Below are 14,467 nucleotides of genomic sequence, written 5' to 3' on the forward strand. Positions count from 1 at the left end.
TAACGAATGGGACGAAAAACGACCGCGTTACGCGGTCACCGGTTCGCCGGCGGATGCCGGGTAGCGATCCGCTTCCGACGACCGCTTACTCACCCTCGAGGGGAATCTCCTTTCCGCGGGTGTCCGGTGCCGCGGTCGGGAGCGTCACCTCGAGGACGCCGTTGGTGTACTCGGCACTGATCTCGTCGTCGTCGACGGTCTTGGGGAACCGGAACCGACGGTGGTAGGTCTTCTTCCGTCCGCGATCCTCATCGACGTGTTCGGCGGCGACATTAAGGACGCCGTCGTCCCACGCCAGGTCGATCTCCTCGTGTTCGAACCCTGGCATGTCGATCGTGAGGACGAACTTGTCGTCCTCCTCGTACAGTTCGTAGTCGTCGCTTCCGCGGTCGCCGAACAGCTGGGACGGCATATCAAGGCTCTGTGTCCAGGTGCTTGCGGTCGGTCGGAGCACCATGGGTGATTCACCTCGCGTGCAGTAGATGATTGCGTGCGGTTCGTAATAAGTATTTCGCCAATAGGGGTGGCCCCGAGTGAAAAGGACCAACTGGAAGCACCTCCAAGAACCACCTATGGGACTTGGAAGCACTGCAAAGAAGCTCCAGGGGATGTCCGAACGCGCCGAAGCGCTGTACAAGCAGGTACAGGAGCTCCAGCAACGGATCACCAACCTCGAGGAGGAGGTCGACGACACCCACGACACCGTCAACCGGATAGACCACCAGCTGACCGAACAGCGCGAACTGCTGCTCGCGATGGCCGAACAGCAGGGGATCGACGGCGAGGAGATCCTCGCTGACACCGCGATCGACCAGGCCGAACTCGAGTCGGATGACGAGCCGGCCGAACCTGGCGAGACGACCGCCGAGTAGCCGAGGTCGCGTTCCGTCGATTCGATTTTCCGCCCGAACAGTGGCGAAACCGCCCTCCGGAAACGGGGGATAGCAAGAACTAACAGTGGGGGCAACATTTGCCAGCACGATGACGACCCACGAGCGACCGGTGGACTCGGTGCTCGAGACGATCGGTCGGACGCCGCTCGTTCGCCTCCAGGAGAGTCCGGGCGACGTACAGATCTACGCCAAACTCGAGTCGTTCAACCCCGGCGCGAGCGTCAAGGACCGAATCGGCCGCTACATGCTCGAACGGATGCTCGAGCGGGGCGACCTTCCCGCCGGCGGGACGGTGATCGAACCCACCGCCGGCAACACGGGGATCGGCCTCGCGATCGCCGCCCAGCAGCTGGGTCTCGACGCGATGTTCGTCGTTCCCGAGCGCTTCAGCGTCGAGAAACAGCAGCTCATGGACGCCCTCGGCGCCGAGGTGATCAACACCCCGACCGACGACGGGATGGGTGGGGCGATCGACCGCGCCCACGAACTCGCCGCGGAGCTAGACGACGCCGTCGTCCCCCAGCAGTTCTCGAACCCGCTGAACACGGAGGCCCACTACGAGACGACCGCGCCGGAGATCTACGAGGCCCTCGATGGGGAGGTCGGCGCGGTCGTCGCCGGCTGTGGCACCGCCGGGACGCTGATGGGGCTGGCTCGCTACGCCCTCGAACACGACGACTCGACCCACGTTGCCGCCGTCGAGCCCGAGGGGTCAGTGTACGGCGAACTGCTCGAGGACGACCGCGAGGAAGGCGAGTACAAGATCGAGGGGATCGGCACTCACGACCCCTCGACCAACGAGCTGTTCGATCCGGAGCTGGTCGATGCGGTCCACGCTATCTCCGACCGGGCGGCCCACGAGGAGCTCGCCCGGCTCGCCCGCGAGGAGGGCCACCTGGTGGCCTCGAGCGCGGGCGCGGCGAGCGTCGCTGCCGAACGGGTCGCTCGACGGATCGACGAGGGCGACCTCGAGACGCCCCACAACACCGTCGTCACGGTGTTTCCCGACTCGAGCGAGCGCTACCTCTCGAAGGGAATCTACCGCTCGTTCGAGGAGTGGTCGTCGTGACGATCCCAGCCCACCACCCTACCACGTAGCCGGCTACTGGTAGAGCTTCTTGGCGTCGACGACGTCCAGGGTCTCGTCCTGCTCGGCCTCCCAGACCCGCACGACGAGATGCGCCTTGCAGTGGTACTCCACCATTTCCATCCCCGTCCGCTCGTTTCTGAGCACGAGCTGGCAGGTCCCCTCGTTCGAACAGTCCCCGGACCGGTCACACATTACCTTCCCGTATTCCTCTGGTCGGTAAGTCTTTGTCGGTGGTTGGGGATTCTGCAGCCACCAACAGCGTCGCCCGCGAGGCGACGGAATTCGGGCTCCGGTCAGGCGACGTGCCGTCGGTGCTCGACCTTCATACACCGGTCCTGAACGACGGCTCGGCCGCTCTCCTCCGCGCGAGCGGCGGCCTCGTCGTCGCTGATCCCGAGCTGGGTCCAGATCACCGGGACGTCCTCGCGCTCGAGAACATCGTCGACGATCCCCGCGACCTCCTCGCTGGGACGGAAGAGACAGACGACGTCGATCTCCCGATCGACGTCCGACAGCGAGGCGGCGGCCGGCCGATCGAAGATCTCCGTGGCGTTCGGGTTGATCGGGATTACGTCGTACCCCTGCTCGAGGAGGTACCGGGGCACGTCGTGGGCGGCCTTCCCGGGCGTGCTCGAACAGCCGACGACCGCGATCGTCTCGTACTCGAAGATCTCTCGGAGTCGGTCGGCGTCGGTAACTGGCATACCCGTCCTAGCGGGGCCGAACGTAAACCTCGTACGGCCCGATCAGCGCGCGAGCCCGGTCGTCCGGACCGTCGGCTCGCCGTCCTCGGCGGCTTCGACCTCAACCAGCCCGTCGAACAGCTGTTTGAGCGTGTTCATCGTCTGCTCGTCGTGGGCCGTCGCGTCGATGACGTAGACCCCCAGCGCGTCGGCGCTCTGGAGGCGACCCGTAAAGACGTGGAGGAACCGAAACACCGTCTGCAGATCGCCGTAGGTCAACAGCGTCGAGACCGACGATAGGAGCACGCGGTTCCGGGCCAACTCCCGATCCTCGTAGAACTCCTGGAGAAACGCCGAGAGCTCGACTCCGATGCCGGTCATGTCGACCGGCGAATCGGCGTAACTGACGCGGGGATCGTCTTCGGCAGTTCCGACGCCGCGTTGCTCGGTTACACAGTCGACGATCCCGACGTTCGCCTCGTCGGGAAAGTGCGGGAGCAACGTCTCGGCGCCGTCTTTCGTCGACACGACGATCGTTCCCTCCCCACGGGCCGCTCCCGCCTTCAACACGTCGAGCGCGAGCTCGTGTTTCCCCGTCAGCGGCGGTCCCGACACGAGGACGTTCGTCCCGGGCTCGACTTCGACGTCCGGCCCGACGGTAGCGAGATCATACATAGCTGCTGGGCATCCGGTGGTACGCCCCCTCGAATCGCACGACGCGAGCGTTCGATAGGAAGATCGACCAACCTACGTATAGTACTTTTGATCCTCCCGATCTTCCGCCCGATCAGACGATACCGCCGGTTACCTCGACCGCGCGTCCGAGGATGAACGCGACGGCCGCGAGGAACATTCCGTACTTCAGCCTGGACTGGCCGGCCGCCGGGTTCCCGAAGCTCTCGTAGGCCGCGTACAGCATGATCGCGTTCGCCGGAACCACCGCAGCCAGATAGACCGCGCCGAACTCGTCGAGGACGTACGGCAGCGGGCTCGCCAGGACGGCCGCGACCAGCAACGCGGTGGCGACCCACAGCGCGGGCCGTTCGCCGATCGCGATCGGCAGCGTGTTCAACCCCTCCTCGCGGTCGCCCGCGACGTCCTCGACGTCCTTGATGATCTCGCGGGTCAGGGTCGCGACCCCGGCCAGGAGAAAGAGGACGGCCGCGGGGCCGATCTCGCCGACGGCCGCGGCCCCGAACAGGAACGTGCTCCCGACGAGGTAGGCCACCAGCGCGTTGCCGAGCCCGGGCAGGCCCTTGAACAGCTCCGTGTACGCGACCAGCGCGACGAGGTTGATTGCCGCGATTGCGATCGCCAGCCAGGGCAACAGTAACGCGAGCACGACGGCGGCCCCGAACAGCACGACACTGAACGCGAGCGCGCCGCGAGGACTGACCGCACCGCGCGGGATCGCCCGCTCGGGCTGGTTGATCCGATCGATCTCTCTGTCGAAGTAGTCGTTGATCGCGTTCCCGCCCCCGACGGCAAGCCCCGTCGCCGCGACGGCCGCCGTCACCTCGACGGGATGGTTCGTCACGCCACCGGCGACGAACGCGCCGATAAACGTCAGGACGCTCGCGGCGATCACGTTCACCGGCCGTGTCAACTCGAGCACTCCCCGGAGCGTCTCCCCCGCAGTCATACCCCGATCTGCTCAGGCAGCGAGGATAAACGGTCCGATCTCTACCGCCACTCCTCGAGATCACAGAGATCCGCGTCGGCGACCGAGAGCCAGGCTCCAGCCCGCTCGTCGGCGTCGGCTTCGAGGGGAACCGCCATCCAGACGTCCTCGTCCTCGTCGCCGCACAGCTCGAGGGGCTGGCCCTCGGACGATTCGTCGTCGACGCCGGATTCGGGCGACTCGTGTACCGTCATATCCGTGTGTATGGCCTTCGGGTATAAAGAGGGCTCGAGCCGATTGCCAACAAGTGGGAACGCGTCCTCGTCGACCGCGGGTTGGCGGTCGTAGGTGCGTCGGTCGTAGGTGTGACGACGCGTCTCGCGGCAGCGAAAAATCGAGTGACTTATACGGAGCCGACGGGAACGAACGGGTGAGGGCGCTTAGCTCAGTCTGGACAGAGTACTTGGCTTCGGACCAAGCTGTCGCGGGTTCAAATCCTGCAGCGCCCATCACATTCTGTTACGGTCCACATCCGACAGACGGCGTCGGGTTCCTTTTAATGACCGGGGCCGTGGTCCACGTTGATTTCATCACGGACTGTTACGCGGGTCCGTCCCCTCCTGTGATTCCGTACATCCAACTTCCACGGCATCCTACATAGAAGCCCGTATCCCTCCACGACCTGCTACTATAGCAATTGAAAGAAACCAGCGAACGAGAACTAGCATCGACCTTGTGATTGTCTTCAATGCGGCCCGTCCGACAATGACCAGTAGTTGGTAATACAATTTTCTTTACTCAAAGTAAAGCATGAAACCCGTGTTACGTACAGGTAAAAGACTGAGCGGTGAGGTTGTTGTCATTCACATCCTCACATAGCATCTATGAAGGCCTCAGATTAAGAGTCAGGAGATGCCCGACGGGGAGAGTGAAAGAGCGGTGGCCCAGTGTACGTCCTGTGGGTCGGCCTATGCTGCCGAAATATGGTCTGATGGGACGGTCCAACCTATTGGAACAAAAGATGGCTGTCAGTGCGGTTCAACCGATTTCCAAGTTATCGAAGATTCCACTGACACTACTCCAAAAACGGACACCACTGATTGACGATTAATGGTCAGTTCGCACCTCTACGTAACGATTCGACCGAGTCAGATATAGCACCAGATCTGAATAGAGAATCCCGTGTTTCCAACTACTGCTGTAGAACGGTTCAGGAGCGGTGGCGCGTTAAATGTAGCCGTCGTCGCTTCCTCGCTTCTCCCGGACTTCCTCCAACAAGTCTCTGTGGAGTTTGCGCCGCTCCTCTTCGGATCGCTCATCGTAGTGCTTCTCGATGATCTCTTCTGAGACATCACACCGCTCGCTGACCACCGACTTTGGGAGACCCAACCGCCGGAGCTGTGTGATATGGCCGTGCCGCGCTGCATAGCTGGACTGGCTTGATGGGCACTTGCTTGCCTCGTGCTTCTTTTGTGCTGCCGAACATGCATCGATCTGCTTCCCGTGCGGACAGTTTTCGGTCACCGCACACGGGCGACTCCATTCGTAGAAATACAGCCGCATCGCCGTTTTCGATAACCGGCCATGCCTCGACGTCAACAGTGGATCCCGTCCATGCTCATCAGTCACGGATTCCCGGGTGTCTTCGATGTAGTCGGCGAGGACGGTGGCGACTGCCTCATCAATCGGGATTTCTCGCTCGCTGTTCTGCCCATTTTTCAACCGGGTTCCCTGGTCTGGCCGGTGCCGGAACGCCAGATATGGGGCATCTCCGAGGTGGACATCGGCGACGTCCAGTGAATGGATTGCTCCGGGGCGTCGGCCGGTCCGGCAGTGTAGCAGCCATACCACGTGTTCGCGGCTGGCATACCGGTATGTTCCGAGGTAGTCCAGAATCTCCGTGACCTGCTCCGGTGCAAGTTCGATGTCGCGGACCCCGGTATCCGGCCCGAGGTCTGGGATCAGTACGGTCTCTGTCACCCCGGGCCGTACCGCGTTGATTGCCTCAAGGTACCGGAGGAACGATTGAAGTAGATACATTTCATCCCGCATCGTCTTCACTCCCAGTGACTCCACCGCGTCCGTCGCCTCGTCCCGCCGCCATACCCGATACTCGTCCACGAAGCGGCCATCGATATCGTTCAAGTCCTCGACTCCCTGGATCGCACAGAACTCCACAACGTAGTCCAGCTTGCGGCGGTACTCGTCAACGGTCCCTGGCGTGAGTTCGGATGCACGCCGGTCCAGATACCGGTCAACACCCGCGGACGGTGCAAGCGGCTGAAGCGACGGCGATCTTTCCCGCAGCAGGCGGTGAAGCTCGTCCCAGGGAGGCTCCTCTTGACGAGACATGTGTTCGCGGACTACTGGTCCGGTACGGCAGCCAACCCGAAAAGTGGCTCATTCCGAGATACCTCTCGGCAGCATCGATACCGCCGCCGGGAATCGGTACAGAGTTCTCGGATAGGGACGGCTCTGACGGTCCTGTTAACCGCGCGACAATCGCCACCATCGTGGCGAATTGCGACTCCTATACTACGACTGAAATGTCTCAAGGCGATAGCCGTCGTTTCTTCCACTTGTCCTCGGAAGCCCGAGGACGGTGACACCGATGGCAGGTGAATACGGAACCAGTTACAGCAAGTTCGAGTACGACTACGGGACGCATCGCTACGTCAATCCGTACCACGAGGAGGAAGAGTACGACTGCGACCTCCTGGACATCTGATCCAGAGGCCATCCGGTCGTACTTTCCAGATTGACTGATCAAACACCTTCCCTCATATTTTGGGAAAAACCATGTCCGTGAACTATCAGGACACGCCGGGACCGTACCGCTACGAAACATGGCCCGACCGGTCGGGTTGCCCGCACTGTACGCCTCGCCGTCGATGCTGGCGGCACCGCAAGACCAGTCGATGATCAGCATTCCACTCCACACAATGTTCGTTTCATTGGTGTTCTCGAACGAACTGTTCGTCGCCATTCTTCTCCTCAGTACGGCTGTTATCTTCCTCGCACCACGGTGGATGGCTGCCACCGTCTACGGCGGCGTTGGGAGCTGGCTTATTATTTCCAAGCTTACGGCGGTCACCTCTGGAACAGCTACCGAACAGTTCGTCGTCATGGCCCAGATGCTGCTCTGGCTCCTGCCTGGTATCATCCTGCTTGCCCGCACCGTGTTCGAACCTGTGGATGCCGATCACACTACCCCTGGCATGAAGGACCCACGCTGGATCGTCAGAACCGTCGAATTCCTCGGACGACTGCTCGATGGCCCGGCCCCACCACAGCACCGGGGCGGGCACCAACCAGACCCAGATCCCGGCAACGAACAACCGCCGATGCCGCAGCCACCCGCACCAAACGGTCCCGTGGACCACGAGCAGGACCCGTCAGATGACGACCATACCGGGCCGATCGACGTAATGCGGAACGATGTCCAATGGCTTGCCGGTGTTCTCGCCCCGGGGTCTGACCGTCGCGACGATGACACGGACCGACCATGAATCCGACAGAACCTCAGCTCCGTGACTGTGGCCACGTCGGGCAGATGGCGGGGATCTGCCAGTACAACGGCTGTGCCAAACAGCTGTGTCCGTACTGTCTCCAGCAATGCGAGACCTGCGGTCGCATCCTGTGTCCAGCCCACCAGTACTGGCGAGACGGCGGCCGCCGCGTCCTCTGTGAGCCCCACAACCGTGCCTACCTGATCAGGACCGTTGTCCGCTACGTGCTCCCCGGCATCCAAAACTAACGAACAATACAATGACCAACGATACACCATTCGACCGCACCGATACCTTCGAACAGACCGAGCAGACCCGGGTCGGGGAACGCGGCAGTCCCGTCCTCGAAGAAGAACGGACCGCGACCGATCTCGCGTCCCTGACCGAAACCACCGAACAGACCGCTGTTGCCCTGTGCACCTGTGGCGCACCGTACACTGCGGCCCCGGAGGTGCATCGCTGCGTCCAGTGCGATGCCCTGGCCTGTCCCCGGTGCGTGCTTCGGTTGCACCGCCGCCAGTACTGTCCCCGCTGCGCCGAACACGTCTACGAACTGGACAAACGGGTGTTCCTGTCCCTGCTGTTCCTGCAGCAGGAGGTGATCGCACTGGAGGATCTCCTGCAGGTCGAGACCGTTGCCGAGGCCCCCGTCGAAATCGCGGTGGATCATGCGGCCACCGTACTCACCAACAACAACTACGTCGATACCGACACCGGGACCCTCACCCCAGACGGCCAGGAAGCCCTCCATGTCGGCAAACAGCTGTACGGGGAAGACGGCGACGTCCAGTCCGTAGTCCAGCAACTCCGCGTCCAGGACGTTTCCAACACCGACAGTCCCTCTCCCACGCTCTACGATCAGCTAGCTCCCGGACCATGACTGGGTGCACATCGTACACGGCGTGGAAACACCATCCACTGGTAAAACACTCGGTTCCCCAGCCGGCCCGGTATGGTTAACACAGCGGCTATCCCGTCGAAGTTACAGGACCGGGCCCAGTGGGTCTGCTGGCGGATCGTCCACCGTAACAATCGCCCGGCCAAGATCCCGATCGACCCCGGAACCGGCAACTATGCCACCGTCACCGATCCGGCGACCTGGACCGAGTACTCCACGGCACAGGACTACTACCACTGCGAGGACGTGGACGGACTGGGGTACGTGTTCACCGCGGACGGACCATACGCCGGTGTCGATCTTGATGACGTCCGCAACCCGGACACCGCCCTAGTCGAAGAATGGGCGCTCGATGTGCTGTTGACACTGGACTCCTACACCGAACGCAGCCCCAGCGGCCGCGGCTACCACGTTCTCGTCGAACGCTTGACGTATACAACGTTTTATTTCAATCTTGGTGCAATGCCTCTCGGCTGGCGCGTGATTATCAGACATCACGCCTGAGGAGAAACTTGAAAAGTTCCTCCTGTTCAGCCCCAAATCCGGTTTTCAGGATGTTTTTTATATACTTCTCCAGTCCGAGATCCTGCCCAGGCCCCAGGAACTGTATGTTCCAAGCCTTGATTGGTGACCCATTACACGATCACCTGCGCGTGTAACTTAACCTGGATACGCTTACAACGGCCTAGGCTCTGTTGAAATCCTCTTCTTTGGACACTTACTTCCACGAAATAACAATGCCCTGCACCTGCACATGTAACATTAAGTATGGATGTGATTGGCACGAAATCGACATGCCCTGTGAGCTTTATTTTCCTCGCTGCTGGCCTCTATTCATGGCTCAACCCACACTTCACGCTATCAGTAGCGAGCAGACGGTGAGTGTCAATGCGGGGGCAACCGTCGATCAGGTGATCACTGAAGTACGGGAGTTTACACCTGTTGATGACGGCGTTTCCGTCTATTATGTCTACGTGCGAAACAACGGGGAACTCGTGGGCGTCGTCTCGATGCGGGAGCTACTGAACGCAAAGGGCAGCGATCCAGTCTCCGAGATCATGACGGTCGATCTCGTGACCGTCACCACGTCGGACTCGCTCCAGCACGCGGTTCATCAATTCACCGCAAACAGGTTTGCCGTCCTTCCCGTCGTCGATGAATCGGGGCAGTTCAGCGGCGTCCTCAGAGCGAATGACGTCATCGACGCTCTCGACGAACAGACGACCAAGCAGATCCTCAAACAAGCAGGGCTCTGTCTGTGAATGAAGCCCGGAGATACCAGAACGGCATCTCAGACAGTATTTTGTCGGGCAAACGACGGTGACGTGAACGGGTGATCTGCGACCGACGGTTTCGGCGACGCTGCCGAACAGAACGTGTATGGTTCCCCGTTTGCCGGACTACGCTTACAATGTGACCACATCGTTCGCGTCAACATAGCAAAGATCGATTAGCCGGAAGTTCGGCTTCAGCCGTCACTGTTTCGGTGCGTGGCATAGGTTGCATTACACAGGTGCCTAAAACCCAGTGAGGTGATTTTATTCGAGGAGACTGTCGTCCCCGGTCGCCATATAGACCGTCCGAGCGGCGACGTTGGTCGCGTGGTCAGCGACCTGTTCGATGTCAGTGACTGTAAGCAGCAACCGGAGCACGTCGTCGTGGTACTCGTCGGGATTGACGGCCTCGGTGTCGAGGGTGATCGTTTCGCCGAATATCTGTCGGCTCGCGTGGTTTGCGAGCTGATCTATCTGGTCGTCGCGGGCGATGATTTCTCGACATGCGTTCGTGTTGGCCTCTTCGAAGGCGTCGATTGCATCGGCGACCATCGTCGCACTCTCCTGAGCCATCGATGGAATATCGACGTCAGTGTCCATCGCCGGGAGGCCGGCTTCCGTTCGCTCGGCAATCTTCACCGCGATGTCACCAATACGTTCGAGTTCGGTGCTAATCTTGAACGACGCGGCGACGAACCGAAGGTCGCCGGCAACCGGTTGTTGAAGTCCCAGCAGGTCAATGCATTTGCGTTCAATCTTGAGATAGCGCTCGTTTATTCGTTCTTCGCTTTCGATGACTTGGCGGGCTAACTCCGTATCGTGGTCAGCGAGGGCTGTTACAGAGCGGTCGAACTGCATGTGGACGAGCTCGCCCATCTCGATAACCCCCTTACGGAGCTTTTTGAGTTCTTGTTGGTAGCTTTCTCGTGCCATTGTGTCGGTTTGTGCAATTGATTCGATGGAATGATCAAAACTGTTGGTATGATCTTTCAGTATTGGGCTACACCAAATGTGATCGTCAGTAGCGCCAAGGCAGACGGATCTCACTATGTCGTGCCCATCTGATACCGGCAGAACAGCCATCAGGATCAGTGTTCAGCTGGTGCATATTCACGACGCTATCAGTGGTGAAACGCCACCCCCGAATAGGTCGGCGGGGTGCGTTACCCCAGAAGCCGGCTTCGAAGAGGTACCGGCTATCGCTTACAGCGCACCTGGGAGCAGCCAGATCGCCAGGCCGAAGTAGATGAGCACGGCGGTAAGGTCTTTGAACGTCGTCACGACGGGGTCGGAAACCGCAGCAGGATCGAATCCCAGCTTGTGTGCGACCCACGGAATCAGGTACCCAAACACACTGGCGATCGTACAGACCGCCACCAGGGCGGTGAACAGCACCATCGACAGCGCTGCGTTACCCTGCCAGACCAATGCGATGGTTGCGGCGATGCCACCGATAATGAGACCGATGACGAGTCCAAAGACTCCCTCTCGGGCAAGATGTTTCACCGCATTCTTGTCATCGATATGACCGGTAGCGAGCCCACGCACGAAGATTGTGGACGCCTGGGTCCCGACGTTGCCACCCATGTCCATAATCACCGGGACGAAAATGGCCAGCAGCGCGATCTCGGCTGCTTCCAGTGACCCTTCAGCTCCACCAATAACTCCGCCGGCGAGCAGGCCGCCTGCCAGTGCAACCAGCAACCAGGGAAGGCGGAGCCAGATTTTCTTTGGGAGTGACGAGGTGAGAATGAGTTCACTGCGCGTCAGCTCTGCGTCCTTGATATTCTCACCACGAATGGCGATCCCGCCACCAGTGGTCTTGGTCCCGGTATCCGTGACTCCGCCGTCCGGACGCAGTTCCGCATCTTCGTTTGCTGTCGATTCTTCGGTCTCGTTCTCGAACTCGTCTGCGGGTGTTTTAGCAGTCATAGTGTTCCTCCTGAGCTGGCGAGAAGACGCCGGAGAACGCGCTGTCGAGCAGGCTGCGAATTTGTTCTTCGAGAGTCGGGATTGTGGAGCTCTCCGCGCTGTTCAGTTGTGAGTGGTGATTGGATTCCCACATACGGTTTGGGATGGGAAGTTTTCCGTATTAAATACAACGATTTAGTATTTGAAATAAATACGCGAGGGGTGCCCTACAGGGCGGACGCGAGGCCCGCTGAGGGCGTACAATGGGGCGGCTCTGCCGTTCAGCGGAGGTGGTCAGATCGACATCGCAGCAGCCGCGTGGCTCTTCGTGTCACCTCCTACCCGATCCAACATGTCCGGGGTAGCAGTCGCTGGCAAAGCTGGACACGTCGCTCAAGAGACATTGGTTACTCTGGAACGACGTGTCTGTGGTCGTGACTTTCAGATCCGAAGGCGTGCTCGATCCGCAAGGAAGCGGCTTGCTCAGCGTGCCTTGCGTTCTCCATATCGGTTCCTCCGTTCAGACCCGCAGAGGACGCCGGCAAAGGCGCTGTCGAGCAGGCTGAGCACTAGTTCGGAAAGAGGCTGGCCACGGATATCCCTGATAGTACTGCCACTCTGATTCGTCTCGAAAATTGCGTCTTGATTACGCATACAGCCGAATACGGTTTTCCAGCGACCATTAACGTTTTCATGACGAGACCATGTTGTGGTAAAATGTCACGCAATACGTTCCCACACACTGTTGGGCGATTCTCACTACACTCATCTTTGGTCCATGAGACAGCGCATTTCTCGGCGTCGTGTAGGCCAATGACGTGGTCGATGCACTCATTGAACTGAAAACTAAGTAAATTCCTTAACCAAGCGGGTTCTGGCTGTTAGCGAAGCCCAGAATACCAGAACGACATCTCAGACGTCACTCGGTCGGGCGAACGACGGTGACGGGAACGGGCGATCTACGAACGACGGTTTCGGAGACGCTGCCGAGCAGAAAGCGGGCGATTCCCTGTTTTCCGTGACTCCCAATTACGATTTGGCTCACATCGTTTGTCTCCGCGTACCTAATGATCGTTTGAGCAGGGTTTCCGGCTTCGATTTCAGTGACAACGGATACCTCATCAGGGAGTGTTTCGCGGGTTGTGCCAAGGATGTGTTCACCCTTTTCGCGTTCGTTCGAAAACTCGTCATCTTGCGTGTAGCCGGGATAGGCCCGCTTTCGGCTGTAATCGACCATCGGAATTATCACGTACAATAGAGTCAATGAATCGTCTGGAAACTGTTCGGAGGCGTACTCAGCGGCGCTTTGAGCCGCCGGCGATCCATCGACCGGGACGAGAACGCAGTCGGTCATATGTTCCCCTTTGACGCGGATGACGAAGAAATCGAGGGCACACCGCGACAAGCGGTGTCCTTACAGCAGTTCGGCGAGCAGAACTGTCGCAAGTCCGAAGTAGATCAGGAGCGCAGTAACGTCTTTGACTGTGGTGATCAACGGGTCGGATGCTGCCGCCGGGTCGAAGCCGAGTTTGTGCATCAGCCACGGGATGACGTAGCCGACGACCGAGGCGACAATACACACAGTGAGGAGGCCGACGAAGACGACCATTGCCAATTCGAACGCGTACGGCTCGTCGATCTGCCAGATGTAAGCGGCGGCAGCACCGACCGAACCGATCATTAGGCCAATGAGGAACCCAATAAAGCCTTCGCGCAAGAAATGTTTGACCGCGTTCCGATCATCGATATGACCGAGTGCAAGCCCCCGTACGAAGATCGTCGAGGCCTGCGTCCCGACGTTCCCGCCCATATCCATGATCACGGGAACAAAGAAGGCGAGCGCGACAACGGCTTCGAGGGTGTCCTCGTAGGCTTCAATAACGCCACCTGCGAGGAGCCCGCCTGCGAGTGCGACCAACAACCACGGCATTCGGAGCCGGAGGATGCGTGAAATCGACGATTCGAGGATGGCGGAACTACGCGAGACTTCGACGTCGGTGAAGGTGAAGCCGGCGCTCTTCAGGATGTCCTCGGTTGCTTCCTCTTCGACCACTTCGAGCATCTCCTCGGTGCGGATGATCCCCTCCAATCGCCCGCGGTCATTGATGATCGGGAGGGCAGAGAAGTCCGTATCGGCTAACTCATGTGCAACGAGTTCGGGATCTGCCTCCTCGTTGATTGTAATGAGATCCGTCTCCATGTGATCGGAGACGAGGTCGTCTTCAGGGGCGTTGAGCAGCTCCCGCATCGACATAACACCGACGAGTCGGTCGGCGTCGTCAACGATGTACAGGTAGTAGACGGTCTTCTCTTCGTCTTCCGGTTCGAACTCTCGGAACTTGTCGATCGCTACCCCGATGAACTCGTCGTCTTTCACAGCGACGTATTCTTCGTCGGCCACCTCACCAACTTCGTCGGCGTGAAACTCAGCGTCCTCCATACGACTCACCTCGGATGTGCGACCGAATGACGCCCGCAAATTCGCCCTCAAGGAGGGCGAGAACGAGTTCTTCGAGTGTACGACCGCGCTCACGGGTTGCTTCTTTAACTGGCGTTTCTGCGTGACGCGTGGAATGGTGTATTTCCAG

18 protein-coding genes and 1 tRNA gene are annotated in these 14,467 nt (G+C 59.8%); 8 read left to right on the top strand and 11 right to left on the bottom strand.

Going from position 1 to position 14,467, the window contains the following annotated elements:
• Nucleotides 1-85: 85 nt before the first annotated feature.
• Complete coding sequence (locus NATOC_RS05105; RefSeq protein ID WP_015320356.1) at nt 86-457, bottom strand: Hsp20/alpha crystallin family protein; 372 nt, start codon at nt 455-457, stop codon at nt 86-88.
• 115 nt (nt 458-572) lie between these two features.
• Here NATOC_RS05105 and NATOC_RS05110 point away from each other — a divergent pair, with 115 nt between their 5' ends.
• Together NATOC_RS05110 and NATOC_RS05115 are read left to right on the top strand one after the other, a co-directional pair.
• Nucleotides 573-872: a DUF5798 family protein gene (locus NATOC_RS05110; RefSeq protein ID WP_015320357.1), complete on the top strand. Its 300-nt coding sequence runs from the start codon at nt 573-575 to the stop codon at nt 870-872.
• Nucleotides 873-981: 109 nt separating this feature from the next.
• On the top strand, nt 982-1,962 hold the full coding sequence (locus NATOC_RS05115) for a PLP-dependent cysteine synthase family protein (protein WP_015320358.1): 981 nt from the start codon (nt 982-984) through the stop codon (nt 1,960-1,962).
• A 33-nt stretch (nt 1,963-1,995) separates the two neighbouring features.
• On the opposite strand, the gene NATOC_RS05120 is transcribed toward NATOC_RS05115, so the two are convergent.
• The 5 genes from NATOC_RS05120 to NATOC_RS05140 form a co-directional block, all read right to left on the bottom strand.
• Nucleotides 1,996-2,175, bottom strand: a complete 180-nt coding sequence (locus tag NATOC_RS05120) for a hypothetical protein (RefSeq protein ID WP_008426423.1) — start codon at nt 2,173-2,175, stop codon at nt 1,996-1,998.
• A 101-nt stretch (nt 2,176-2,276) separates the two neighbouring features.
• Complete coding sequence (locus tag NATOC_RS05125) at nt 2,277-2,687, bottom strand: CoA-binding protein (protein ID WP_015320359.1); 411 nt, start codon at nt 2,685-2,687, stop codon at nt 2,277-2,279.
• 42 nt (nt 2,688-2,729) lie between these two features.
• Nucleotides 2,730-3,341, bottom strand: a complete 612-nt coding sequence (locus tag NATOC_RS05130; RefSeq protein WP_015320360.1) for an RAD55 family ATPase — start codon at nt 3,339-3,341, stop codon at nt 2,730-2,732.
• A 112-nt stretch (nt 3,342-3,453) separates the two neighbouring features.
• Complete coding sequence (locus tag NATOC_RS05135; RefSeq protein ID WP_015320361.1) at nt 3,454-4,308, bottom strand: geranylgeranylglycerol-phosphate geranylgeranyltransferase; 855 nt, start codon at nt 4,306-4,308, stop codon at nt 3,454-3,456.
• Nucleotides 4,309-4,349: 41 nt separating this feature from the next.
• Complete coding sequence (locus NATOC_RS05140) at nt 4,350-4,541, bottom strand: hypothetical protein (RefSeq protein WP_015320362.1); 192 nt, start codon at nt 4,539-4,541, stop codon at nt 4,350-4,352.
• A 180-nt stretch (nt 4,542-4,721) separates the two neighbouring features.
• Here NATOC_RS05140 and NATOC_RS05145 point away from each other — a divergent pair.
• Nucleotides 4,722-4,796, top strand: a tRNA-Arg gene (locus tag NATOC_RS05145).
• A 718-nt stretch (nt 4,797-5,514) separates the two neighbouring features.
• Here NATOC_RS05145 and NATOC_RS05150 read toward each other — a convergent pair.
• Nucleotides 5,515-6,639: a tyrosine-type recombinase/integrase gene (locus tag NATOC_RS05150; protein ID WP_015320363.1), complete on the bottom strand. Its 1,125-nt coding sequence runs from the start codon at nt 6,637-6,639 to the stop codon at nt 5,515-5,517.
• A gap of 494 nt (nt 6,640-7,133) precedes the next feature.
• Here NATOC_RS05150 and NATOC_RS05155 point away from each other — a divergent pair, with 494 nt between their 5' ends.
• From NATOC_RS05155 to NATOC_RS05175, 5 genes are all read left to right on the top strand, one after another.
• Nucleotides 7,134-7,796, top strand: a complete 663-nt coding sequence (locus NATOC_RS05155; RefSeq protein WP_015320365.1) for a hypothetical protein — start codon at nt 7,134-7,136, stop codon at nt 7,794-7,796.
• On the top strand, nt 7,793-8,044 hold the full coding sequence (locus NATOC_RS05160) for a hypothetical protein (protein WP_015320366.1): 252 nt from the start codon (nt 7,793-7,795) through the stop codon (nt 8,042-8,044). The genes NATOC_RS05155 and NATOC_RS05160 overlap by 4 nt, the downstream gene beginning before the upstream one ends.
• Before the next feature lie 11 nt (nt 8,045-8,055).
• Nucleotides 8,056-8,676, top strand: coding sequence for a hypothetical protein (locus NATOC_RS05165; RefSeq protein ID WP_015320367.1), 621 nt, complete (start codon nt 8,056-8,058; stop codon nt 8,674-8,676).
• A gap of 72 nt (nt 8,677-8,748) precedes the next feature.
• Entirely contained in the window at nt 8,749-9,198 is a 450-nt protein-coding gene (locus NATOC_RS05170) for a hypothetical protein (protein ID WP_015320368.1), read from the top strand.
• 332 nt (nt 9,199-9,530) lie between these two features.
• Nucleotides 9,531-9,956, top strand: coding sequence for a CBS domain-containing protein (locus NATOC_RS05175; RefSeq protein ID WP_015320369.1), 426 nt, complete (start codon nt 9,531-9,533; stop codon nt 9,954-9,956).
• A gap of 276 nt (nt 9,957-10,232) precedes the next feature.
• Here NATOC_RS05175 and phoU read toward each other — a convergent pair whose 3' ends face one another.
• From phoU to mgtE, 4 genes are all read right to left on the bottom strand, one after another.
• The gene (gene phoU, locus NATOC_RS05180; RefSeq protein WP_015320370.1) at nt 10,233-10,901 is read right to left on the bottom strand and encodes a phosphate signaling complex protein PhoU; all 669 of its coding nucleotides are present in this window, start codon (nt 10,899-10,901) and stop codon (nt 10,233-10,235) included.
• Nucleotides 10,902-11,171: 270 nt separating this feature from the next.
• Nucleotides 11,172-11,900 (bottom strand): magnesium transporter, encoded by a 729-nt coding sequence (locus NATOC_RS05185; protein ID WP_015320371.1) that lies wholly within the window; start codon nt 11,898-11,900, stop codon nt 11,172-11,174.
• An 898-nt stretch (nt 11,901-12,798) separates the two neighbouring features.
• A complete protein-coding gene (locus tag NATOC_RS05190) occupies nt 12,799-13,233 on the bottom strand; it encodes a universal stress protein (RefSeq protein WP_015320373.1) in 435 nt (144 codons plus the stop codon).
• 60 nt (nt 13,234-13,293) lie between these two features.
• On the bottom strand, nt 13,294-14,319 hold the full coding sequence (gene mgtE / locus NATOC_RS05195) for a magnesium transporter (RefSeq protein WP_049888657.1): 1,026 nt from the start codon (nt 14,317-14,319) through the stop codon (nt 13,294-13,296).
• Nucleotides 14,320-14,467 lie beyond the last annotated feature (148 nt).

Origin of the sequence: Natronococcus occultus SP4 (assembly GCF_000328685.1) — an archaeon.
Lineage (GTDB): Archaea > Halobacteriota > Halobacteria > Halobacteriales > Natrialbaceae > Natronococcus > Natronococcus occultus.